Here is a 19,886-nt window from a genome sequence, read left to right as displayed (position 1 = left end):
GAGCACAGCACTCCCCTCCGCCCCGGCACGGGTTCACCGTGCCGGGGCGGTGCGCTCAGCGCCCGAGGTGCCGGGCGAAGAACCGCAGCGTGCTGTCCTGTTCGAAGGGCGGGACCTCGCCGTGTCCGCCGGGGTTGGCGTGCAGGGTCTTCTCCCGCGAGGCCAGGGCGTCGTAAAGGGCCAGGCTGTGTTCGCGCGGTACGCGTTCGTCGTCCCACTGGACCAGGAACCGCACCGGGACGGTGATCCGGGCCGCGGCCTCGGACGAGGCCAGGGCGCCGCCCAGACCCAGGACCGCCGCGCGGACCCGCGGTTCGGCGGCGACGAACGGGACGCCGAGGCCGCAGCCCAGCGAGACGCCCCAGTAGCCGACCGGGCCGGCGCCCACGTGGCCGAGTTCCTGTACCGCGTCCAGGACCGCCCGCCATTCCGGCACGGTCCGGCGGGCCACGCGGGCCTGGAAGGCGGCGATCAGCGGGGCCAGTTCCTCGCCCGCCTCCACGCGGGCCTGGTTCGCGGCGGCGAGGCGGTCGTACTCCTCGACCTTGGGCCGGTCACCGTGGGCGGGGACGTCGACGCACACGGCGGCGTGACCGCACTCCCTGACCAAGCGGTGGGCGAGCGCCAGGACTTCGGGGTCCTTCTTGTGCCGGCCGCCTCCGTGTCCCAGGAGGACGAGTGGCAGCGGGGCGGCGGGGGCGGCTTCCGGCGTCCACAGGGCGCCGGGGATGTCGTCGAGGGTGAAGAGCTGTTCGCGGACGCCGTCGGACGACGTGTCGGAGAGGAAGCGCACAGCGATGCGTGCCTTTCGGGAGACCTCTGCGGGCGCTCCCTAGGCCATGCGAGGGAGGGAGGCCCGACCTGTCGAAGCGTTGATCGGTCCCACCTCCTCAGGTCGCAGCGGTGCACGGCGGCAGGAACCTACCACGACGTGCCGTCAGACGGCCGCCATCTCCCACATCAGCACCTCCGCCTCCCCCTCCGCCACCGCCTCCGCGTCCTTCTCGTCCGTGAGGCGGGCCGCGTCGCCCGCCGTGAGGACCTCGCCGTCCAGGCGGACCGTGCCGCGGGTGACGTGGACGTAGACGTAGGGCGCCGCGGGGACCGCCGTGCGCTCCCCGGGGGTCAGCCGGCGCACGTGCAGCATCGCGCCGGCCTCCGGGAGGGCGTACGGGGTGGAGTCCGCTATGCCCCGGACGACCTCGTAGCGGGGTTCGCCGCCCGGCTTGAGGGGCGACAGCCACATCTGGAGAAAGGTCAGCGGGGTGCGGCCCGCGTTGCGCTCCACGTGGCGGACGCCCGACGCCGCACTCAGCCGCTGGACGTCGCCGGGGCGGATCACCGTCTCGTGGCCCGTGGAGTCGCGGTGGGTCAGTTCGCCGGCGATCACCCACGTCACGATCTCGGTGTGGCTGTGCGGGTGCTCGTCGAAGCCGGCGCCCGGGCCCAGGTGCTCCTCGTTGCAGGCGATCACCGCGCCGAAGCGCAGGTTGTCCGGGTCGTAGTGGGGGCCGAAGGAGAGGGAGTGCCACGACTCGATGCCCGCCGCCGGGTCCCCGCCCCTGTAGCGCTCGCTCGCTCGCCTGACGTCCATCACGCCCTCCACGGTAGGCCCTGCCTCAGGGGGCGGGGACGGCGCACGGCCGGGGGCACCGGAGCCCGGACACGGGGCACGGACCCGGGGGCCGGTGCGACCCTGGAGCACGGCCCGCCGTCCGGATGAGGCAGTCTTGTCCCGTGCCCGAACCAGAGACCAGTACCCCCCAACCCGACGCGCGCCCCGCCCATCCGCACTCCGCGACACTGAAGCGGCTGGAGCAGTCGTCCGGCTCGCTCGCCGCCCAGGCCATCGCGCGGATGGACGAGACGCTGCCCTGGTACCGGGCCATGCCGCCGGAGAACCGTTCCTGGATCGGCCTGGTCGCCCAGGCGGGCATCGCCGCCTTCACCGAGTGGTTCCGGCACCCCGACGCCCCGCAGGCCATCTCCACCGACGTCTTCGGCACCGCGCCGCGCGAGCTGACCCGGGCCATCACGCTGCGGCAGACCGTGGAGATGGTGCGCACCACCATCGAGGTCATGGAGTCCGCCATCGACGAGGTGGCGGCCCCCGGCGACGAGAGCGTGCTGCGCGAGGCGCTCCTCGTCTACGCGCGGGAGATCGCCTTCGCCACCGCCCAGGTGTACGCCCAGGCCGCCGAGGCACGCGGTGCCTGGGACGCGCGCCTGGAGTCGCTGGTGGTGAACGCCGTGCTCAGCGGCGAGGCGGACGAGGGGGCCGTCTCGCGGGCCGCCGCGCTCGGCTGGAACTCCCCGGAACATGTGTGCGTGGTGCTGGGCACCGCCCCCGACGGGGACTCCGAGCTGACCGTCGAGGCCATCCGGCGGGCCGCCCGGCACGCCAAGCTCCAGGTGCTGACCGGGGTGCTCGGCGACCGGCTCGTCGTCATCGCCGGCGGCAGCGACAACCCGCTGGCCGTCGCGAAGTCGCTGATCGGCCCGTACGCGGCCGGTCCCGTCGTGGCCGGACCCGTGGTGCCGGACCTGCTGGCCGCGACCCGGTCCGCGCAGGCCGCCGCCGCGGGGCTCAAGGCGTGTTCCGCCTGGCAGGACGCCCCGCGCCCGGTGCTGGCGGACGATCTGCTGCCGGAGCGCGCGATCGCCGGGGACCCCTCGGCGCGCGAGCAGTTGGTGGAGGAGATCTACAGACCGCTCGAGGAGGCCGGCGCCGCGCTGCTCGAGACGCTCAGCGTGTATCTCGAGCAGGCGAGCAGCCTCGAAGGCGCGGCGCGGATGCTGTTCGTTCACCCCAACACCGTTCGTTACCGGCTCCGACGTGTGACAGACGTCACCGGCTGGTCACCCTCCGATGTACGCTCGGCGTTCACCCTGCGGATCGCGCTGATCCTGGGGCGTCTGGCCGATGGTGATCTCCAGAGCTAGCTTTTTGTCGGGGGTCGACAAAACCCCCTCCGGTTCTTCGTCCTTGTCCCCACGGGCCGCCGCGCCCGTACGCAAGAGAGAGTGTGAGAGTGCTCGTACTCGTCGCTCCCGGCCAGGGCGCCCAGGCGCCCGGCTTCCTGACCGAATGGCTCGACCTCCCCGGTGCCGCCGACCGCGTCGCCGCGTGGTCGGACGCCATCGGCCTCGACCTCGCCCACTACGGCACCAAGGCCGACGCGGACGCGATCCGCGACACGGCCGTCGCGCAGCCGTTGCTGGTCGCGGCCGGGCTGCTGTCCGCCTCGGCACTGGGTGACATCGCCCCCGGCGCGGTCGCCGGTCACAGCGTCGGCGAGATCACCGCCGCCGCCCTCTCCCGCGTCCTCGACGACGACGCCGCCCTCTCGCTGGTCCGCAAGCGGGGTCTGGCCATGGCCGACGCCGCCGCGATCACCGAGACCGGGATGGCGGCGCTGCTCGGCGGCGACCCGGACACGACCGTGGCGCACCTGGAGAAGCTGGGTCTGACCCCGGCGAACATCAACGGCGCGGGCCAGATCGTCGCGGCCGGCACCACGGAGCAGCTCGCCGCGCTGGAGGCCGACAAGCCCGACGGCGTCCGGCGGGTCGTCCCGCTCAAGGTCGCCGGCGCCTTCCACACCCACCACATGGGTCCGGCCGTCGACGCGCTGGCAAAGGCCGCCAAGGCCCTCACGCCCGCCGACCCGAAGGTCGCCTACGTGTCGAACAAGGACGGCAAGGCGGTCACGTCCGGCGCCGAGGTGCTGGAGCGCCTGGTGGGCCAGGTCGCCAACCCGGTCCGCTGGGACCTGTGCATGGACACCTTCAAGGAGCTCGGCGTCACGGCCCTCCTGGAGCTCTGCCCCGGCGGCACCCTGACCGGCCTGGCCAAGCGTGCCCTGCCCGGCGTCAGGACGCTGGCCCTGAAGACCCCCGCCGACCTCGACGCGGCCCGCGAGCTCATCGCCGAGCACGCCGCCTGACGCCCTTAAGGAGCCGACCCGCATGGCGAAGATCAAGCCCAGCAAGGGCGCCCCGTACGCGCGCATCCTCGGCGTGGGCGGCTACCGTCCCACCCGGGTCGTGCCGAACGAGGTGATCCTCGAGACGATCGACTCGTCCGACGAGTGGATCCGCTCCCGCTCCGGCATCGAGACCCGGCACTGGGCCTCCCCCGAGGAGACCGTCGCCGCGATGTCGATCGAGGCGTCCGGCAAGGCGATCGCGGACGCCGGGATCGACGCCTCGCAGATCGGCGCCGTCGTCGTGTCGACCGTGTCGCACTTCTCGCAGACCCCTGCCGTCGCGACCGAGATCGCCGACAAGCTGGGCACGGAGAAGGCCGCCGCGTTCGACATCTCCGCCGGCTGCGCGGGCTTCGGCTACGGCCTGACCCTCGCCAAGGGCATGATCGTCGAGGGGTCCGCCGAGTACGTCCTGGTGATCGGCGTGGAGCGGCTGAGCGACCTGACCGACCTGGAGGACCGCGCGACGGCCTTCCTGTTCGGCGACGGCGCGGGCGCCGTGGTCGTCGGCCCCTCGCAGGAGCCGGCCATCGGCCCGACCGTGTGGGGCTCCGAGGGCGACAAGGCCACCACGATCAAGCAGACGGTCCCGTGGGACCGGTTCAGGATCGGCGACGTCTCCGAGCTTCCCCTGGACAGCAAGGGCAACGTCAAGTTCCCCGCGATCACCCAGGAAGGCCAGGCGGTGTTCCGCTGGGCCGTGTTCGAGATGGCGAAGGTCGCCCAGCAGGCGCTGGACGCGGCCGGGATCAGCGCGGACGACCTGGACGTCTTCATCCCGCACCAGGCCAACGTGCGGATCATCGACTCGATGGTGAAGACCCTGAAACTGCCGGAGCACGTCACGGTCGCCCGTGACATCCGCACCACCGGCAACACCTCGGCCGCCTCGATCCCGCTCGCGATGGAGCGGCTCCTGGCGACCGGCGAGGCGAAGAGCGGCGACACCGCGCTCGTCATCGGCTTCGGGGCGGGTCTCGTGTACGCCGCGACTGTCGTTACCCTCCCCTAGGCACTCCGTGCCGGATCATGCATCCGGTACAGGAGGAAACACCGCCACACCCTCTGGAATCACAACGAAGGAGCGCCACCATGGCCGCCACTCAGGAAGAGATCGTCGCCGGTCTCGCGGAGATCGTGAACGAGATCGCCGGCATCCCGGTTGAGGACGTCCAGCTGGACAAGTCCTTCACCGACGACCTGGACGTCGACTCGCTGTCCATGGTCGAGGTCGTCGTCGCCGCCGAAGAGCGCTTCGACGTCAAGATCCCGGACGACGACGTCAAGAACCTCAAGACCGTCGGCGACGCGACCGACTACATCCTCAAGCACCAGGCCTGAGCGCGCGGGGCGTGAGCCCCGCCAGGGCCGGGAGCCCCGGCCCCGCCACCCGGCGGTGGCGCCGTACGCATTCTCGTCAATCGTGGGAGAAAGAATTCCGATGAGCTCGACCAATCGCACCGTGGTCGTCACCGGTATCGGCGCAACCACACCGCTGGGTGGCGACGCGGCCTCTACCTGGGAGGGCCTCGTCGCCGGACGTTCCGGCGTGAAGCCCCTGGAGCAGGAGTGGGCCGCCGAGCAGGCGGTCCGTATCGCGGCCCCGGCGGCCGTGGACCCCACCGAGGTCATCCCCCGGCCGCAGGCCCGCCGCCTGGACCGCTCGGCGCAGTTCGCGCTGATCGCGGCCAAGGAGGCCTGGGCGGACGCCGGGTTCGAGGCGAAGGCCGGCGAGGACCCGAACGTCGACCCCGACCGGCTGGGCGCCGTGATCGCCTCCGGCATCGGCGGCGTGACGACCCTGCTGGACCAGTACGACGTGCTGAAGGAGAAGGGCGTCCGCCGCGTCTCCCCGCACACCGTCCCCATGCTGATGCCGAACGGCCCGTCCGCGAACGTCGGTCTCGCGGTCGGCGCCCGCGCGGGCGTGCACACCCCGGTGTCCGCGTGCGCGTCGGGCGCGGAGGCCATCGGCTACGCCATCGAGATGATCCGCACCGGGCGCGCCGACGTGGTCGTCGCGGGCGGCACGGAGGCGGCGATCCACCCGCTGCCGATCGCCGCGTTCGGCAACATGATGGCGATGTCCAAGAACAACGACGACCCGCAGGGCGCCTCGCGCCCCTACGACGTCGCCCGGGACGGTTTCGTCCTCGGCGAGGGCGCGGGTGTGATCGTCCTGGAGTCCGCCGAGCACGCCGCCGCGCGCGGCGCCCGCGTCTACGCGGAGGCGGTCGGCCAGGGCATCTCGGCCGACGCGCACGACATCGTGCAGCCGGAGCCGGAGGGGCGGGGCATCTCGCACGCCCTGCAGAACCTGATGGACCGCACGGACCTGGACCCGGCGGAGATCGTGCACGTCAACGCGCACGCGACGTCGACGCCGGCCGGTGACATCGCCGAACTGAAGGCGCTGCGGAAGGTGTTCGGGGACGACGCGGACCACATGGCGGTGTCCGCGACGAAGTCGATGACCGGGCATCTGCTCGGTGGCGCGGGCGGCGTGGAGTCGGTGGCGGCCGTGCTGGCGCTGTACCACCGGGTGGCTCCGCCGACGATCAACGTGGAGAACCTGGACCCCGAGGCCGAGGCGAACGCGGACGTGGTGCGCGGCGAGGCGCGGAAGCTGCCCGTGGACGGGCGGATCGCCGCGCTGAACGACTCGTTCGGGTTCGGGGGGCACAACGTGGTGCTGGCGTTCCGGACGATCTGAGCCGCCCTCGGGCGGTTTCCGGAAGGGGTTCACCTCTGGGAGGTGGGCCCCTTTCCCGTGGTGGGGGCTGAGCGCGCAGTTCCCCGCGCCCCTTGGGGGCGGGGCGCTACACGACCTGGTGGAGCCAGCGGACCGGGGCGCCCTCGCCCGCGTAGCGGAAGGGTTCCAGTTCGTCGTCCCAGGGCTTGCCGAGGAGCTTGGCGATCTCCGACTCCAGGTCGGTGTCCTCCGTGCGGGAGCGGACCAGGGCGGCGCGCAGGCGGTCCTCGGGGATGAGGATGTCGCCGTGGATGCCGGTGACGGCGTGGAAGATGCCGAGGTCGGGGGTGCAGCTGTAGCGCTCGCCCTCGGCGGTGGGGCACGGCTCGGAGGTGACCTCGAACCGCAGCATCTGCCAGCCGCGCAGCGCGGAGGCGAGCTTGGAGGCGGTGCCGGCCTGACCCTGCCAGGAGAACTCCGAGCGCCAGGTGCCGGGGGCGGCCGGCTGGCGGATCCAGTCCAGGCTGACGCGCGTGCCGAGCACCCCGGCGACGGCCCACTCGACGTGCGGGCACAGCGCGCGCGGCGCGGAGTGCACGTACAGAACTCCACGAGTCGTCACCGGAACCTCCGGGCTGAGCGGGTCGTCTTCGATCGGGCGGTGCGGTCACGGCCCGGCGGGCCGCGTTGAGGGCGAGGCTACCGTGCGACGGGGCAAGGAGTGTGACGTACCGTCCGTCCCGGTGGCGGGAAAGTCGCGCTGTTCACCCGGCAGGACGTCTGTGCGGGCGCCGGGGTTCATTCCGGACGGGCCCCTCGGGGGAGCGGGAACTCGGTTGCGTTGTTATGGGTTGGGGGACGGCACGGACGTGGTGGGACGCTCGGGGAGGCGGCGGATGGCTCAGGCGACGCGGAGGCGGGGGCGCCGTGGGCGGGTTGCGCTCGCCGCGGTGGCGGCCGTCGCGTTCGGCGTGGCGGGCTGCGACGCGGGCGGGGGTCAGGAGCCCGGTGCGGCCGGTTCGAGGACGCCTTCGCCGAGGCCGACGCCGCTGTGGGACACCCGGCCCGGCTCGGTGGCCGCGGTGGGCGACTCCATCACGCGGGGCTTCGACGCGTGCGCGGTGCTGACGGACTGTCCGGAGGTGTCGTGGGCCACGGGTGACAGCGAGGAGGTCGACAGTCTGGCCGTACGGCTGCTGGGGCGGGCCGGGGCGGCCGGGCGGAGCTGGAACTACGCGGAGACCGGCGCCCGGATGGAGGACCTGCCGGAGCAGATGGCGCGGGCGGTGCGGCGCCGTCCGGAGCTGGTGGCGGTGATGGCGGGGGCGAACGACGCCTGCCGGGAGAGCGTCTCGGCGATGACGCCGGTGGCCGAGTTCCGCGCGGACTTCGAGGCGGCGATGCGCACGCTGCGCGAGGCGCTGCCGAAGGCGCAGGTGTACGTGGCGAGCGTGCCCGACCTGAAGCGGCTGTGGTCGCAGGGGCGGACCAGCGCGCTGGGCAAGCAGATCTGGAAGCTGGGCATCTGCCCGTCGATGCTGGGCGACGCGGACGCGATGGACTCGGCGGCGGTCGAGCGGCGCGCGGCGGTGCAGCAGCGCGTGGAGGACTACAACAAGGTGCTGCGCGAGGTGTGCGCCGAGGACCGCCGGTGCCGCACGGACGACGGCCAGGTGCACGCGTACCGGTTCGGCACCGCGCAGCTGAGCCGCTGGGACTGGTTCCACCCGAGCGTCGAGGGTCAGGCCGAGCTGGCCGAGATCGCGTACCGGACGGTCACGGCGCCGGGGCCGTGACCTATTGTTTCGCACATGAACGAACTCATCGGCACACTTTCCGACGGCACGCCGGTGCACCGGTGGACCCTGGAGCGGGCGGGCGTACGGGTACGCATCCTGTCGTACGGCGGGATCGTGCAGGACGTCGAGGTGCCGGACCGGGACGGGCGGACCGGGAACGTGGTGCTGGGGTTCGACGGCCTGGACGGCTATCTCGCGCACCCGGAGCCCTTCCTGGGCGCCCTGATCGGCCGGTACGCCAACCGGATCGGGGGCGCGCGCTTCACCCTGGACGGCGTCGAGCACGTCCTCGCGCCGAACGACGGGCCGAACTCGCTGCACGGCGGTGAGCGGGGCTTCGACAAGCGCGTCTGGGACGTCACCGAGGTGGCGCACGGGCTGCGGCTGTCGCTGGTCGCCGAGGACGGCGAGGAGGGCTTCCCGGGCCGGCTGGAGGTCGCGGTGACCGTCACGCTGGACGAGCGGGGCGCGCTGCACCTGGCGTACGAGGCGGTGACGGACGCCCCGACGCATGTGAACCTGACGAACCACACGTACTGGAACCTGGCCGGGTCCGGCACGGCGGGCGGGCACGAGCTGCGGGTGGCGGCGTCCCGCTGGACGCCGTCCGACGCGGGGCTGATCCCGACGGGCGAGCTGGCGGACGTCTCCGGCACCCGGTACGACCTGCGCGAGGCGCGCAAGGCGGGCGGCGGCTACGACGACAACTTCGTGCTCGACAAGGGGGTGACGGCGGCGCCCGAGGAGGTGGCGGAGCTGTACGACCCCGCGTCGGGCCGGGTGCTGTCGGTGGCGACCACCGAGCCGGGCATCCAGGTGTACACGGCGGACCACATCGGGGAGCCGTTCGAGCCGGGCGCGGGCATCGCGCTGGAGACGCAGCACTTCCCGGACTCGCCGAACCGTCCGGAGTTCCCGAGCACGGTGCTGCGGCCGGGCGAGGTGTTCCGCTCCGAGACGGTGTACGGCTTCTCCGTGCGGTAGCGGGCGGGCGGGCCCCGCGCGGGGCCCCCACGACGCACATGAGCCCCGGTCCGGGGTCAGGGTCCCGGGCCGGGGCTGTTCATGGGCTACCCCACCGGGACCCGACGTTAACCGCTGAACCACTCCGGCGGCCGGGGATCCGGGGCCCGCGGCGAATTACGTACGAACCCTTCACATCCGGCCACGGGGTGTCCCCTCGCGTGTCGGGCGCCTTCCGGACGGTGTCCTTCGCACCGTGGTGTGATCCACGCCGGCCGGGCGATACTGCGGGCTTCCGGCATCCACCCGTACCCCACGACGACGGAAGGCCCCCTCCTGTGATCCCACCCCGTGTGCGCACCGGTGTGCTCGGTCTGGCCCTGCTGACCGCCCTGTCCGCCCCCACGACCGCGACCGCCGCCTCACCGGCGGCCCCCGGTTCCGCCGCGCCGCCGACCGTCGAGGAGCTGCGCCTCGACCGGGCCGCGCCGCAGGAGATACTCCGCCGCTCCGGCTTCGACGCGGTCGCGCCCGCCTTCGCCCGCGCCCTGGACCGGGCCCGCTCCTACGCCGAGGCGCGGCGGGTCGTGCAGCGGGAGGGCTCCGCGCTGTGGCGCAGAGCCGTGGACCGGGTGCAGGGCCGGGGGCCGGCCGGCGGCGACCTGAGCCGGGACGACGACCGGCCGCTGTACTGGGCGCGGCTCGGCATGACGCGTGAACTGCGCGTCTGGGAGCCCCGGTTCGGTCTGGACGAGGCGCGGCGGGCGAAGCTGCTCGACACGCTGGAGCGGACCTCGCGCGGGCAGACCGCGATCCGGTATCCGCACGGCAGGGGCCTGAAGCGGGTGCTGGTGACCGGGTTCGACCCGTTCACCCTGGACCGGGACATCCGGATCTCCAACCCGTCGGGGGCCGTCGCGCTGGCCCTGGACGGCACGGTGATCGAGACGGCGAGCGGCCCGGCGCGCGTCGAGACGGCCGTGTTCCCGGTGCGCTGGCGGGACTTCACCGACGGCACGGTGGAGCGGGCGCTGCGGCCGCACCTGCCGGAGGTCGACCTGTTCACCACGGTGAGCCAGGGCCGGGTGGGCCGGATCGACGTCGAGCGCACCAACGGCGCCTGGCGGGGCGGCTTCGGCGACAACGAGAACACCGGCACCCCGGAGATCGTGCCGGTGTCCGACCCCGCCTCCCAGCCGCAGTGGACGTCGACGACGCTGCCGTACGCGGCGATCACGGCGGCGGACACCGGGCGGTTCCCGGTGTACGACAACACGAGCGTGACGGAGATCCCGGCGGGAGGCACGGAGCCCGTCGTGCGGCCGGACGGGCCGACCCCGGGCTCGACGGCCCGCGCCGGGGGCGGCGGCGACTACCTGTCCAACGAGATCGCCTACCGGGCGACGCTGCTGCGCGACCGGCTCGGGCTGCACGGCACGCTGCCGGGCGGCCATGTACACACGCCGGTGCTGGAGTTCGGGGCGGGCAACACCACGGAGGTCACCGACCCGCAGTTCGTGCGCAACCGGCTGGACATCGTCGCCCAGGTGCGCGCGATCGTGTCCGTCGCGGTCAGCGCGTCGGAGCGAGCGCGAGACTGACGCCGAGGCCGGCCAGCGCGGTCCCGATCACCTTGTTCAGGACCCGCTGGCCGCGCAGCATCAGGGCGCGCATCCGGTCGTGGGAGAAGAACAGCGCGACGGCGGCGAACCACAGCAGGTGGGCCCCCGACATGAACAGGCCGTAGCCCGCCTGCCGGAGCAGCGGGGTGCCGGGGCCGACGACCTGCGCGAACGTCGAGACGACGAACAGCGTGGTCTTGGGGTTGAGGACGTTGGTGAGGAACCCGGTGCGCAGCGCGGCGAGCGGGGTCAGGCCGGCGCGGTGCTCCAGGTCGACGGTGACCTCGGCGCGGGTGCGGAAGGTGCGCACGCCGATGTACACGAGGTAGGCCGCGCCGGTCAGTTTGACGACGGTGAACAGGAAGGCCGAGGAGGCGATCAGCAGGCCCACGCCGAGCATGGTGTACGTGACGTGGACCAGGACACCGGCGGCCACCCCGGCGGCGCCCAGCAGCCCCGTGCGGCGGCCGTACAGGTAGCTGTTGCGGACCACCATCGCGAAGTCGGCGCCGGGGGCGATCACCGCGAGGACGGTGATCACGGCGACGGCGAGGACCTCGGTCACGCGCCGACGCCGTCCTGCCGCTGCTCGGCGGTGTCGCCGTCCGCGGTGTCCTCGGTGTCCTCGCCCATCAGGTCACGTGCCATGAGGGTGGCGCCGGCGACCGCGCCGGGCATCAGGAACACCGCGACGAACGGCACGAGGAACGCCACCGCGAGAGGCGTGCCGAAGCCCCACACGAGGGTCTTGCGGGAGCGCAGCAGCGCGAGCCGCTCGCGCACCTCGACGCCGCGCCGCTGGAGGGCGACGGCGGTCAGTTCCTCGGTGAGGAAGAAGCCGGTGACGAAGAACCCGATCACCGGGACGACGGTCTGCCCGGCGACCGGGACGAACCCGAGCGCGAACAGCAGCACCGCCCACACGGCGGCCCGCACGAGGACGCGCAGGCTGTCGCGGGCGGAGATCCACAGCTCCCGCCACAGCGGCAGGTCCGACTCGGGCGCGGTGCCGTCGGGCGAGACGTCCCGGTCGACCCGCTCGGAGAGGCTCTCGTAGAAGGGCTGCCCGACGAGCAGGGTCGCCGCGGTGAAGGTGAGCACGCTCAGCAGCAGGGCGAGGGCGAACAGCACGGCGGTGAGGAAGCCGCGGAACAGGCCCGCCCAGGGGTCGGCCCAGTCGTCGGCGAACGGCGTCGCCCAGCCGACCAGGTCGGAGCCCCACAGGGCGAGGGCGACCAGGGCGGCCGCGTACAGCACCAGGGTGATCAGTCCGGGCAGCAGCCCGAACCCGTAGCTCTTGCCGTGCCGGCCGACCCACCGCTGGCCCTTCAGCAAGTACCGGAAACCCACCCCGAGATCGCGCATGGGAGGACTGTAGCGGGACCCCGGCGACGGCACGGGACGGGGCCGCACCCCACGTCCAAGGATGCGGCCCTCGCCGTACGCAACGACACGGGCCGGGCGGGCGTCACGGCCCGCCCGGCCCTGGTGCCGGCCCGTGCCGGCCCGTCAGAGCTTGACGATCATCTTGCCGGTGTTGTCGCCGCGCAGGACGCCGAGGAAGGCCTCCAGGTTGTTCTCGATGCCCTCGACGACCGTCTCGCGGTACTTCAGCTCGCCCGAGCGGATCCAGGCGCCGACCTCCTCCACGAACTGCGGCTGGAGGTCGTAGTGGTCGCCGACGAGGAAGCCCTCGATGCGGCCTCGGGTCTGGATGAGGCGGGCGAGGTTCTTCGGGCCGGGGGCCGGCTCGGTGTTGTTGTACACGGAGATCGCGCCGCAGACGGCGATGCGGCCGTCCCGGTTCAGGGAGCCGATGGCCGCCTCCAGGTGGTCGCCGCCCACGTTGTCGAAGTAGACGTCGACGCCGTCGGGGGCGGCGGCGCGCAGCTGCTCGCTCACGGGGCCGTTCTTGTAGTTGAACGCCGCGTCGAAGCCGTACTCCTCGGTGAGGAGCTTGACCTTCTCGTCGGAGCCGGCCGAACCGATCACCCGGGAGGCGCCCTTGAGCTTGGCGATCTGGCCGACCTGGCTGCCGACGGCGCCGGCCGCGCCGGACACGAAGACGGAGTCGCCCTCCTTGAAGGAGGCGGTGCGCAGCAGGCCCGCGTAGGCGGTGAGACCGGTCATGCCCAGCACGCCCAGGTACGCCGACAGCGGCACGGCGTCCGGGTCCACCTTGACGGCGCTCTTCGCGTCCACGACGGCGTACTCACGCCAGCCGAGGAAGTGCAGCACGCGGTCGCCGGCGGAGATCCCCTCGGCGTTGGACGCGACGACCTCGCCGACGGCGCCGCCCTGCATGGCCTTGCCCAGCTCGTAGGGGGCGACGTAGGACTTGGCGGCGCTCATCCGGCCGCGCATGTACGGGTCGACGGAGAGGTACTCGTTGCGCACCAGCACCTGGCCCTCGCCCGGGGTGCGGACCTCCGCCTCGACCAGCGCGAAGTTCTCCGGCTCGGGCCGGCCGACCGGCCGGCTCAGCAGGTGCCACTCGCGGGCGGTGGCGGGGAGCGTGGGGGTGTCGGACATGAAGAGCGCCTTTCCTCGAATACTTCAGCACCTGAAACAACCATGCGGCTGAATATTTCAGGATGTCAAGCACATGGGTACCCTGGTGGGCATGGCCACACCCCGTTCCGCGTCCCGCCGTCCCGACGCTCTCACCCTGGAGGTCGTCGAGCTGATCGGCGAGGTCGTGGCGCGCTACCACGAGGAGTACGAGGAGGCCGCCGCCGGGCACGCGCTGACCGGCGCGCAGGCGCGGCTGCTGAGCCTGCTCAGCCTGGAGCCGCTGCCCATGCGGAGACTGGCGCAGCGGCTGAAGTGCGAGCCGTCGAACGTCACCGGCATCGTGGACCGTCTGGAGGCCCGTGGTCTGGTGGAGCGCCGCCCGGACCCGGCGGACCGCCGGGTGAAGCTGGCGGCGGCGACGGACGAGGGGCGGCGGGTGGCGCGCGGCCTCCAGGAGTCGCTGCGGTTCGCCCGCGAGCCGCTGGCGGGGCTGCCGGACCAGGAGAGGGTGGCGCTGCGGGACGCGCTGCGGCGGATGCTGGGGGACGCCGGGTGACGCGCTGAGGCCGGGCATCGGCGGCACCGGGCGCTTCGCTCCGGTCAGCCGGGGCGGAGCCCGCTTCTCAGGTGCACCACCACAGGAACCGCTCGCACGTCTTCGTGGGCTCGGGTTCCGGTTCGTCCGTGGTGGGGTCCGGGTCGGGGGCGTCCGTCTCCGGGGGGTCCTGCGGGGGCTGCTCGGTCGTCGGCTCGCCGGCCGTGGCCGTCCCGGCGGGGGCCGACGAGGCGCTCGCCCCGGCCGACTCCTTGTCCGCCTCCTCCGACTCCTTGTCCTCGGGGGCGGACGCGGACGCCGACGCGGAGTCCGACGCACCGGCGCTGGGCGACGCGCCCGGCTCCCCCGCGCGCGGGCCGCTCCCGGTCGCCGACGCGCTCGGCTCGACCTCCTCCGAGCCCCCGTCGACCGACTCCTCGCCCGCCACCGCCGGACGCGGGTCGGAGCCGGGCGCGTCCAGGCCCAGTTCGGCCAGGCTCAGCCCGCCGGCCGCGAGGACGAAGCCCGCGACGATCAGCAGGGTGCGGTTGCGCCGGCGGCGGTGGGCGGCAGCCTTCCGGTCCCGGCGGCTCTGTCCGGCGCCCGGGTCCTCGTCCTCCGGCGGCGGCGCGGCCTGCGGCGCCCGCTTCCCCCGGCGCCGGTCCGCACGCCGTCCGCGGGGCGCCGCGTCCGCCTCGAGGTCCTCGCGCGGGTCGGGGTCGTCGTCCCCGGAACGGCCGCCGTCGCCGTCGTCGCCGTACCCGTCGCCCGCGTCGGCTCGCAGGGGCGCACCGCCGTCGGGCGCGGCCTGCTGACGGGCGCGCAGCGTCTCCACGGGCGTGCCGCAACCAGGGCAGGCCAGAGCGCCGTTGAGGTGCCGTCGGCACGGGTGGCAAAAGTCCATGACGCGGGAAGGTTAGGTTCCGGTCCGGTCCGGTTCCTAGGCCTTGCTGTGAAGGTTTGGTGCGGACCCTTACGCAATGGTTTCGAAACTGCCGAAACCGAAACACGCGCGACCCATTGACACCCCCGCCGCGCCGTCCTTACTGTCTCGCCAGCATTTCGAACGTGTGACGAAATATCGAACGCATCGAACCGCCGCATCCGATGCCAGTCACCACCGCAGCGAGGGGCCAACTGCCGTGCGCATCACCGGAATCAGCACACACGTGGTCGGGACGCCGTGGCGCAACCTGACGTACGTCCAGGTGCACACCGACGAGGGAATCACCGGGGTCGGCGAGACCAGGATGCTCGGCCGCACCGACGCCCTCCTGGGCTATCTGAAGGAGGCCGAGGCCAACCACATTCTCGGCTCCGACCCGTTCGCCGTCGAGGACCTGGTCCGCCGCATGAAGTACGGCGACTACGGCCGCGCGGGCGAGATCGTGATGTCCGGCATCGCGGTCGTCGAGATGGCCTGCTGGGACATCAAGGGCAAGGCGCTCGGCGTCCCCGTCTGGCAGCTGCTGGGCGGCAAGGTCACCGACAAGGTGAAGGCGTACGCCAACGGCTGGTACACCACCGAGCGCACCCCGGAGGCGTACCACAAGGCGGCGCGCGCGGTCGTGGAGCGCGGGTACCGGGCGCTGAAGATCGACCCCTTCGGCACGGGCCACTTCGAACTCGACCACCAGCAGACCCTGTACGCCGTCTCCCTGATCGAGGCGGTGCGGGACGCGATCGGTCCCGAGGCGGAGCTGATGCTGGAGATGCACGGCCGCTTCTCCCCCGCGACCGCCGTCCGCCTCGCGCACGAACTGGCGCCGTTCCGCCCGGCCTGGCTGGAGGAGCCGGTGCCGCCGGAGAACCTCAAGGCGCTCCAGAAGGTGGCCGCGAAGGTGGACATGCCGGTCGCGACCGGTGAACGCGTCCACGACCGCATCGAGTTCCGCGAGCTGTTCGAGAACCAGGCGGCCGACATCATCCAGCCCGACGTGGGCCACATCGGCGGCATCTGGGAGACCCGCAAGCTGGCGGCGACCGCCGAGAGCCACTACGTGCTGGTCGCCCCGCACAACGTCGGCGGCCCGGTGCTCACCGCCGCGTCCCTCCAGGTCGGTTTCACCACCCCGAACTTCAAGATCCTGGAGCACTTCAACGACTTCGCCGACGCGGAGATCAAGAAGGTGGTCAAGGGCGCGCCCGTGGTGGACCCGGAGGACGGCTGCTTCCACCTCTCCGACGCGCCCGGCCTGGGCGTCGAGCTGGACGTGGACGCGGCCGCCGAATTCCCGCAGCAGCAGGCCCGGTTCGACCTGTGGGCCGAGGGCTGGGAGCAGCGCAGGCCGAAGGGGACGGGGCAGTGAGCGTCGCCGTCGTCGTCGAGGCGCCCGGACAGCACCGCCTGGTGCCGCACGAGCCACGGGAACCCGGCCCCGGCGAGGCGCTGGTGCGCGTCCACGCGGTCGGCATCTGCGGCAGCGACCGCGAGGTCCACCAGGGCAACCGGCCCGAAGGATACGTCCGTTACCCGCTCACCCCCGGCCACGAGTGGTCCGGCACCGTCGCCGCCGTGGGCGACGGGGTGCCCGGGAGCCTGACCGGACGCAAGGTGGTCGGCGAGGGCTTCCGCAACTGCCAGGTGTGCGACCGCTGTCACGCGGGCGAGACCACGCTGTGCACGGCGGGCTACGAGGAGACCGGCTTCACCCAGCCGGGCGCCATGGCCTCCACGCTGACCCTGCCCGCCCGGCTGCTGCACGTGCTGCCGGACGACGCCGACCTGACGGCGGCGGCGCTGCTGGAGCCGGCCGCGTGCATCGCCGCCGCCGCGCTGAAGGCGCGCGCGGTGCCCGGCGAGCGGGTCGCCGTGGTCGGCACCGGCACGCTGGGGATGTTCGCGGTGCAGTTCCTCGCGGCCGCCTCGCCCGCCGAGCTGCTGGTGGTGGGCACGCGCCCGGACCGGGCCGAGCTGTCCCGGCGGTTCGGAGCCACCGGCTTCCGCACCAAGGACCGGCCGCTGCCGGACGACGTCGACGTGGTGATCGAGACGGCCGGGTCCGCCGACGCGGCCCGTACCGCGGCCGGACTGCTGCGGCGCGGCGGCCGGCTCGTGCTCACCGGCATCCCGGCGCCGGGCGCGGACGGGCTCGACCCGACCGACCTGGTGGTGCGGCAGCTGGAGGTGCACACCGTGTTCGGCGCGCCGCCGGACGCCTGGGCGCACACGGCGCGGATGTTCGCGGCCGGGCTGCTCGACCCGCTGCCGCTGGTCACCCACGAACTCCCGCTCACCGCGTTCCCGGACGCCATCGAGCTGGTGGGGTCCGGCGACCCGAAGGTGGGCAAGGTCCTGCTGCGTCCCTGAACCCGCGCCGGTACGGGGACACGCTGACGGCCCCGTACCGGCGCGCCCGGCCCGTCCTCCCCCGCACCCCGCCCCGCCCCGTCTTCCGTTCCGCCCGGACCCGGCCGGCCCGTGGGGCGGACCGCGAACCTCGTCCGACATATCGAACACCGAAGGACACCCTGTGACCGACGCTTCCGCCACGGCGCCCCGCAGGCCCGGTGAGCAGGCGCTCACCGCGCTCGGCCTGGGCGCGCCCGCCCTCGACCCCGCCGACGCCTCGCCGCACTCGTTCCCCGGCGGCGGCCGCTGGCGCACCGAGATCCCCTCCTGCGAGGGGCCGGAGGCGCTGGCGGTGGTGCTGAAGGAGGCCTCCCGCCTCGACGTGCCGGTGCACCGGATCAGCCAGGGCAGCGGCGTGTGGATGCTGACCGACGCCGAGATCACCGAGATGGTCGAGGCGACCGCCGAACGGGACATCGAGCTGTGCCTGTTCACCGGCCCGCGCGGCACCTGGGACATCGGCGGCTCGGTCCGCACCGACTCGCACGGCGCGGGGCTGCGCGCCCGCGGTCTCGACGCGGTGGCCGGCTGTGTCGAGGACGCGGTGCGCGCGACCGAACTGGGCGTCAGATGCCTGCTGGTGGCCGACGAGGGCGTGCTGTGGACGCTGCACCGGGCGCGGGCGGCGGGCATCCTCCCGGCGGACACCACGCTGAAGGTGTCGGCGCTCGTCGGGCCGGTCAACCCCACCTCGTTCGCGGTGCACGAGCAGCTCGGCGCGGACTCCATCAACGTGCCCAGCGACCTGACGCTCGCCCATCTCACGGAGATCCGGCGGGTGTCGGCCGCGCCGATGGACATGTACATCGAGGCGCCCGACGACCTGGGCGGTTATGTGCGGATGTACGAGGTCGCCGAGCTGATCCGGCGCGGCGCCCCGGTGTACCTGAAGTTCGGGCTGGCCAAGGCGCCCGGCATCTACCCGTACGGCCACCACCTGCGGGAGGTCGCCCTGGCCACGGCGAAGGAGCGGGTGCGGCGCGGCAGGCTGGCGCTGGACCTGCTGGCCCGGCACGGCGCCGACGGCGGCATGGCGCCGCTCGGTTCGCGGCTGCCGGGCACGCTGCGCCGGTTCGACATCCCGTCATAACGTTCCGGAAACGCGGCTTCACAGAAGTGGACACAGCCGCGCACAATCCCACACACCCGCCGGGCGGTCCCGGGGGCGACTGCACCTCCGGCGCCTGACCCGTCACCGCGTCGCACACGGCACCACCGACTCGCCCGAGTCGCCCGCACAGCCCGCTCAGCTCAGCCCGCTCAGCCCGACTGGCCCGACTGGCCCGACGATCAAGGAAGATCATCATGCGTAACCGCAGAGCCGCATTCGCCGCGACGGCCACCGCCGTCACCCTCGCCCTCTCCCTGACCGCCTGCGGCCAGAACAGCGAGGGCGGCAGCGAGGAGAACAAGGGCGGCTCCGAGGGAGCCACCATCGGCATCGCGATGCCGACCAAGTCCTCGGAGCGCTGGATCGCCGACGGCGACAACGTCGTCAAGAACCTGGAGTCCAAGGGCTACAAGACCAAGCTGGTGTTCGGCGAGGACGAGCCGGACCAGCAGGTGTCCCAGATCGAGAACATGATCACGCAGGGCGTGGACGCCCTGATCGTGGCGGCCATCGACAACAAGTCGCTGAACAACGTGCTCCAGCAGGCCGCCGACGCCGACATCCCGGTGATCTCCTACGACCGCCTGATCCTCGGCACGGAGGACGTCGACTACTACGCCTCCTTCGACAACGAGAAGGTCGGCGAGCTCCAGGGCACCTACATCACCGAGCAGCTCGGCCTGGCGGACGGCAGCGAGAAGGGGCCGTTCAACATCGAGCTGTTCGCCGGCTCCAACGACGACAACAACACCCGCTACTTCTTCCAGGGCGCGATGAAGGTGCTCCAGCCCTACATCGACAAGAAGCAGCTCGTCGTCAGGTCCGGCCAGACGGAGCTGACCCAGGTCACCACGCTGCGCTGGGACGGCGCCACCGCCCAGCGGCGCATGGACGACATCCTCACCAAGTCGTACAAGAGCGCCAAGGTCGACGCGGTGCTCTCGCCGTACGACGGCATCTCCATCGGCATCATCTCGGCGCTGAAGTCGGACGGCTACGGCACCGCGAGCAAGCCGCTGCCGGTCGTCACCGGCCAGGACGCCGAGGTCGCCTCGGTGAAGTCGATCATCGCCGGCGACCAGTCGATGACCGTCTACAAGGACACCCGCGAGCTCGCCAAGGTGGCCGCGAGCATGGTCGACGCGCTGCTCAACGACAAGAAGCCCGAGGTCAACGACACCAAGACCTACGACAACGGCGCGAAGGTGGTGCCGGCCTACCTGCTGGAGCCGGTCGCCGTGGACAAGGCGAACTACCAGAAGGTCGTCGTCGACTCCGGCTACATCAAGGAAAGCGACCTCAAGTAACC

At 72.8% G+C, this 19,886-nt stretch carries 20 protein-coding genes; 13 read left to right on the top strand and 7 right to left on the bottom strand.

Annotation, left to right across the window (positions count from 1 at the left end; all coding sequences use genetic code 11):
* Positions 1-55 precede the first annotated feature (55 nt).
* Together ACFOSY_RS18885 and ACFOSY_RS18880 are read right to left on the bottom strand one after the other, a co-directional pair.
* The gene (locus ACFOSY_RS18885; protein ID WP_394308295.1) at positions 56-793 is read right to left on the bottom strand and encodes an alpha/beta hydrolase; all 738 of its coding nucleotides are present in this window, start codon (positions 791-793) and stop codon (positions 56-58) included.
* A gap of 144 nt (positions 794-937) precedes the next feature.
* The gene (locus ACFOSY_RS18880) at positions 938-1,594 is read right to left on the bottom strand and encodes a pirin family protein (protein ID WP_394308293.1); all 657 of its coding nucleotides are present in this window, start codon (positions 1,592-1,594) and stop codon (positions 938-940) included.
* 143 nt (positions 1,595-1,737) lie between these two features.
* On the opposite strand from ACFOSY_RS18880, the gene fasR reads away from it, so the two are divergent.
* The 5 genes from fasR (at position 1,738) to ACFOSY_RS18855 (ending at position 6,702) form a co-directional block, all read left to right on the top strand.
* Positions 1,738-2,943, top strand: a complete 1,206-nt coding sequence (gene fasR, locus ACFOSY_RS18875; RefSeq protein ID WP_394308291.1) for a fatty acid biosynthesis transcriptional regulator FasR — start codon at positions 1,738-1,740, stop codon at positions 2,941-2,943.
* 89 nt (positions 2,944-3,032) lie between these two features.
* Entirely contained in the window at positions 3,033-3,947 is a 915-nt protein-coding gene (locus tag ACFOSY_RS18870) for an ACP S-malonyltransferase (protein ID WP_394308288.1), read from the top strand.
* Positions 3,948-3,969: 22 nt separating this feature from the next.
* A complete protein-coding gene (locus ACFOSY_RS18865) occupies positions 3,970-5,001 on the top strand; it encodes a ketoacyl-ACP synthase III (RefSeq protein WP_394308286.1) in 1,032 nt (343 codons plus the stop codon).
* Positions 5,002-5,081: 80 nt separating this feature from the next.
* Positions 5,082-5,330 (top strand): acyl carrier protein, encoded by a 249-nt coding sequence (locus ACFOSY_RS18860; RefSeq protein WP_004931691.1) that lies wholly within the window; start codon positions 5,082-5,084, stop codon positions 5,328-5,330.
* 100 nt (positions 5,331-5,430) lie between these two features.
* Positions 5,431-6,702 carry a beta-ketoacyl-[acyl-carrier-protein] synthase family protein gene (locus ACFOSY_RS18855; protein ID WP_394308282.1) on the top strand — a complete coding sequence of 424 codons (1,272 nt, stop codon included), beginning with the start codon at positions 5,431-5,433 and terminating at the stop codon, positions 6,700-6,702.
* A gap of 106 nt (positions 6,703-6,808) precedes the next feature.
* Here the strand turns inward: ACFOSY_RS18855 and ACFOSY_RS18850 are convergent, their stop codons facing one another.
* On the bottom strand, positions 6,809-7,303 hold the full coding sequence (locus ACFOSY_RS18850) for a DUF3145 domain-containing protein (RefSeq protein ID WP_006134787.1): 495 nt from the start codon (positions 7,301-7,303) through the stop codon (positions 6,809-6,811).
* A gap of 274 nt (positions 7,304-7,577) precedes the next feature.
* Between ACFOSY_RS18850 and ACFOSY_RS18845 the strand changes: the two genes are divergently transcribed.
* The 3 genes from ACFOSY_RS18845 (at position 7,578) to ACFOSY_RS18835 (ending at position 11,044) form a co-directional block, all read left to right on the top strand.
* Positions 7,578-8,477 carry an SGNH/GDSL hydrolase family protein gene (locus ACFOSY_RS18845; RefSeq protein ID WP_394308279.1) on the top strand — a complete coding sequence of 300 codons (900 nt, stop codon included), beginning with the start codon at positions 7,578-7,580 and terminating at the stop codon, positions 8,475-8,477.
* Between the two features lie 15 nt (positions 8,478-8,492).
* Positions 8,493-9,464: an aldose epimerase family protein gene (locus ACFOSY_RS18840; protein WP_394308277.1), complete on the top strand. Its 972-nt coding sequence runs from the start codon at positions 8,493-8,495 to the stop codon at positions 9,462-9,464.
* A gap of 317 nt (positions 9,465-9,781) precedes the next feature.
* Positions 9,782-11,044 (top strand): pyroglutamyl-peptidase I family protein, encoded by a 1,263-nt coding sequence (locus tag ACFOSY_RS18835; protein ID WP_394308275.1) that lies wholly within the window; start codon positions 9,782-9,784, stop codon positions 11,042-11,044.
* Here the strand turns inward: ACFOSY_RS18835 and ACFOSY_RS18830 are convergent.
* The 3 genes from ACFOSY_RS18830 to ACFOSY_RS18820 all read right to left on the bottom strand — a co-directional run bounded on the left by ACFOSY_RS18830 (position 11,016) and on the right by ACFOSY_RS18820 (position 13,597).
* Complete coding sequence (locus ACFOSY_RS18830; protein WP_394308273.1) at positions 11,016-11,630, bottom strand: LysE family transporter; 615 nt, start codon at positions 11,628-11,630, stop codon at positions 11,016-11,018. The genes ACFOSY_RS18835 and ACFOSY_RS18830 overlap by 29 nt on opposite strands.
* Positions 11,627-12,430, bottom strand: coding sequence for an EI24 domain-containing protein (locus ACFOSY_RS18825; RefSeq protein ID WP_394308271.1), 804 nt, complete (start codon positions 12,428-12,430; stop codon positions 11,627-11,629). Before ACFOSY_RS18825 ends, ACFOSY_RS18830 begins: the two co-directional genes overlap by 4 nt.
* A gap of 144 nt (positions 12,431-12,574) precedes the next feature.
* Positions 12,575-13,597 (bottom strand): NADP-dependent oxidoreductase, encoded by a 1,023-nt coding sequence (locus tag ACFOSY_RS18820; protein WP_394308269.1) that lies wholly within the window; start codon positions 13,595-13,597, stop codon positions 12,575-12,577.
* A gap of 91 nt (positions 13,598-13,688) precedes the next feature.
* Here ACFOSY_RS18820 and ACFOSY_RS18815 point away from each other — a divergent pair, with 91 nt between their 5' ends.
* Positions 13,689-14,135, top strand: a complete 447-nt coding sequence (locus ACFOSY_RS18815) for a MarR family winged helix-turn-helix transcriptional regulator (protein ID WP_394308266.1) — start codon at positions 13,689-13,691, stop codon at positions 14,133-14,135.
* Positions 14,136-14,202: 67 nt separating this feature from the next.
* On the opposite strand, the gene ACFOSY_RS18810 is transcribed toward ACFOSY_RS18815, so the two are convergent.
* Complete coding sequence (locus tag ACFOSY_RS18810; protein WP_394308264.1) at positions 14,203-15,018, bottom strand: SCO2400 family protein; 816 nt, start codon at positions 15,016-15,018, stop codon at positions 14,203-14,205.
* 238 nt (positions 15,019-15,256) lie between these two features.
* Between ACFOSY_RS18810 and ACFOSY_RS18805 the strand changes: the two genes are divergently transcribed.
* From ACFOSY_RS18805 to chvE, 4 genes are all read left to right on the top strand, one after another.
* Positions 15,257-16,423, top strand: coding sequence for a mandelate racemase/muconate lactonizing enzyme family protein (locus tag ACFOSY_RS18805; RefSeq protein ID WP_394308262.1), 1,167 nt, complete (start codon positions 15,257-15,259; stop codon positions 16,421-16,423).
* Positions 16,420-17,424 (top strand): zinc-dependent alcohol dehydrogenase, encoded by a 1,005-nt coding sequence (locus ACFOSY_RS18800; RefSeq protein WP_394308260.1) that lies wholly within the window; start codon positions 16,420-16,422, stop codon positions 17,422-17,424. Before ACFOSY_RS18805 ends, ACFOSY_RS18800 begins: the two co-directional genes overlap by 4 nt.
* A 163-nt stretch (positions 17,425-17,587) precedes the next feature.
* Positions 17,588-18,556, top strand: coding sequence for a hypothetical protein (locus ACFOSY_RS18795; RefSeq protein WP_394308258.1), 969 nt, complete (start codon positions 17,588-17,590; stop codon positions 18,554-18,556).
* A 215-nt stretch (positions 18,557-18,771) separates the two neighbouring features.
* On the top strand, positions 18,772-19,884 hold the full coding sequence (gene chvE, locus ACFOSY_RS18790; RefSeq protein WP_394308256.1) for a multiple monosaccharide ABC transporter substrate-binding protein: 1,113 nt from the start codon (positions 18,772-18,774) through the stop codon (positions 19,882-19,884).
* The last annotated feature ends 2 nt before the right edge of the window (positions 19,885-19,886 follow it).

The organism is Streptomyces lusitanus (genome assembly GCF_042647945.1).
GTDB classification, from domain to species: domain Bacteria; phylum Actinomycetota; class Actinomycetes; order Streptomycetales; family Streptomycetaceae; genus Streptomyces; species Streptomyces pseudogriseolus.
The sequence above is the reverse complement of the archived record's forward strand: the minus strand, read 5'-3'. Positions and strand labels throughout refer to the sequence as shown.

Coding starts and splice junctions, on each gene's coding strand:
- ACFOSY_RS18880 (WP_394308293.1), bottom strand. CDS start 1,594: ATGGACGTCAGGCGAGCGAGCGAGCGCTACAGGGGCGGGGACCCGGCG.
- ACFOSY_RS18865 (WP_394308286.1), top strand. CDS start 3,970: ATGGCGAAGATCAAGCCCAGCAAGGGCGCCCCGTACGCGCGCATCCTC.
- ACFOSY_RS18860 (WP_004931691.1), top strand. CDS start 5,082: ATGGCCGCCACTCAGGAAGAGATCGTCGCCGGTCTCGCGGAGATCGTG.
- ACFOSY_RS18855 (WP_394308282.1), top strand. CDS start 5,431: ATGAGCTCGACCAATCGCACCGTGGTCGTCACCGGTATCGGCGCAACC.
- ACFOSY_RS18845 (WP_394308279.1), top strand. CDS start 7,578: ATGGCTCAGGCGACGCGGAGGCGGGGGCGCCGTGGGCGGGTTGCGCTC.
- ACFOSY_RS18840 (WP_394308277.1), top strand. CDS start 8,493: ATGAACGAACTCATCGGCACACTTTCCGACGGCACGCCGGTGCACCGG.
- ACFOSY_RS18825 (WP_394308271.1), bottom strand. CDS start 12,430: ATGCGCGATCTCGGGGTGGGTTTCCGGTACTTGCTGAAGGGCCAGCGG.
- ACFOSY_RS18820 (WP_394308269.1), bottom strand. CDS start 13,597: ATGTCCGACACCCCCACGCTCCCCGCCACCGCCCGCGAGTGGCACCTG.
- ACFOSY_RS18815 (WP_394308266.1), top strand. CDS start 13,689: ATGGCCACACCCCGTTCCGCGTCCCGCCGTCCCGACGCTCTCACCCTG.
- ACFOSY_RS18810 (WP_394308264.1), bottom strand. CDS start 15,018: ATGGACTTTTGCCACCCGTGCCGACGGCACCTCAACGGCGCTCTGGCC.
- chvE (WP_394308256.1), top strand. CDS start 18,772: ATGCGTAACCGCAGAGCCGCATTCGCCGCGACGGCCACCGCCGTCACC.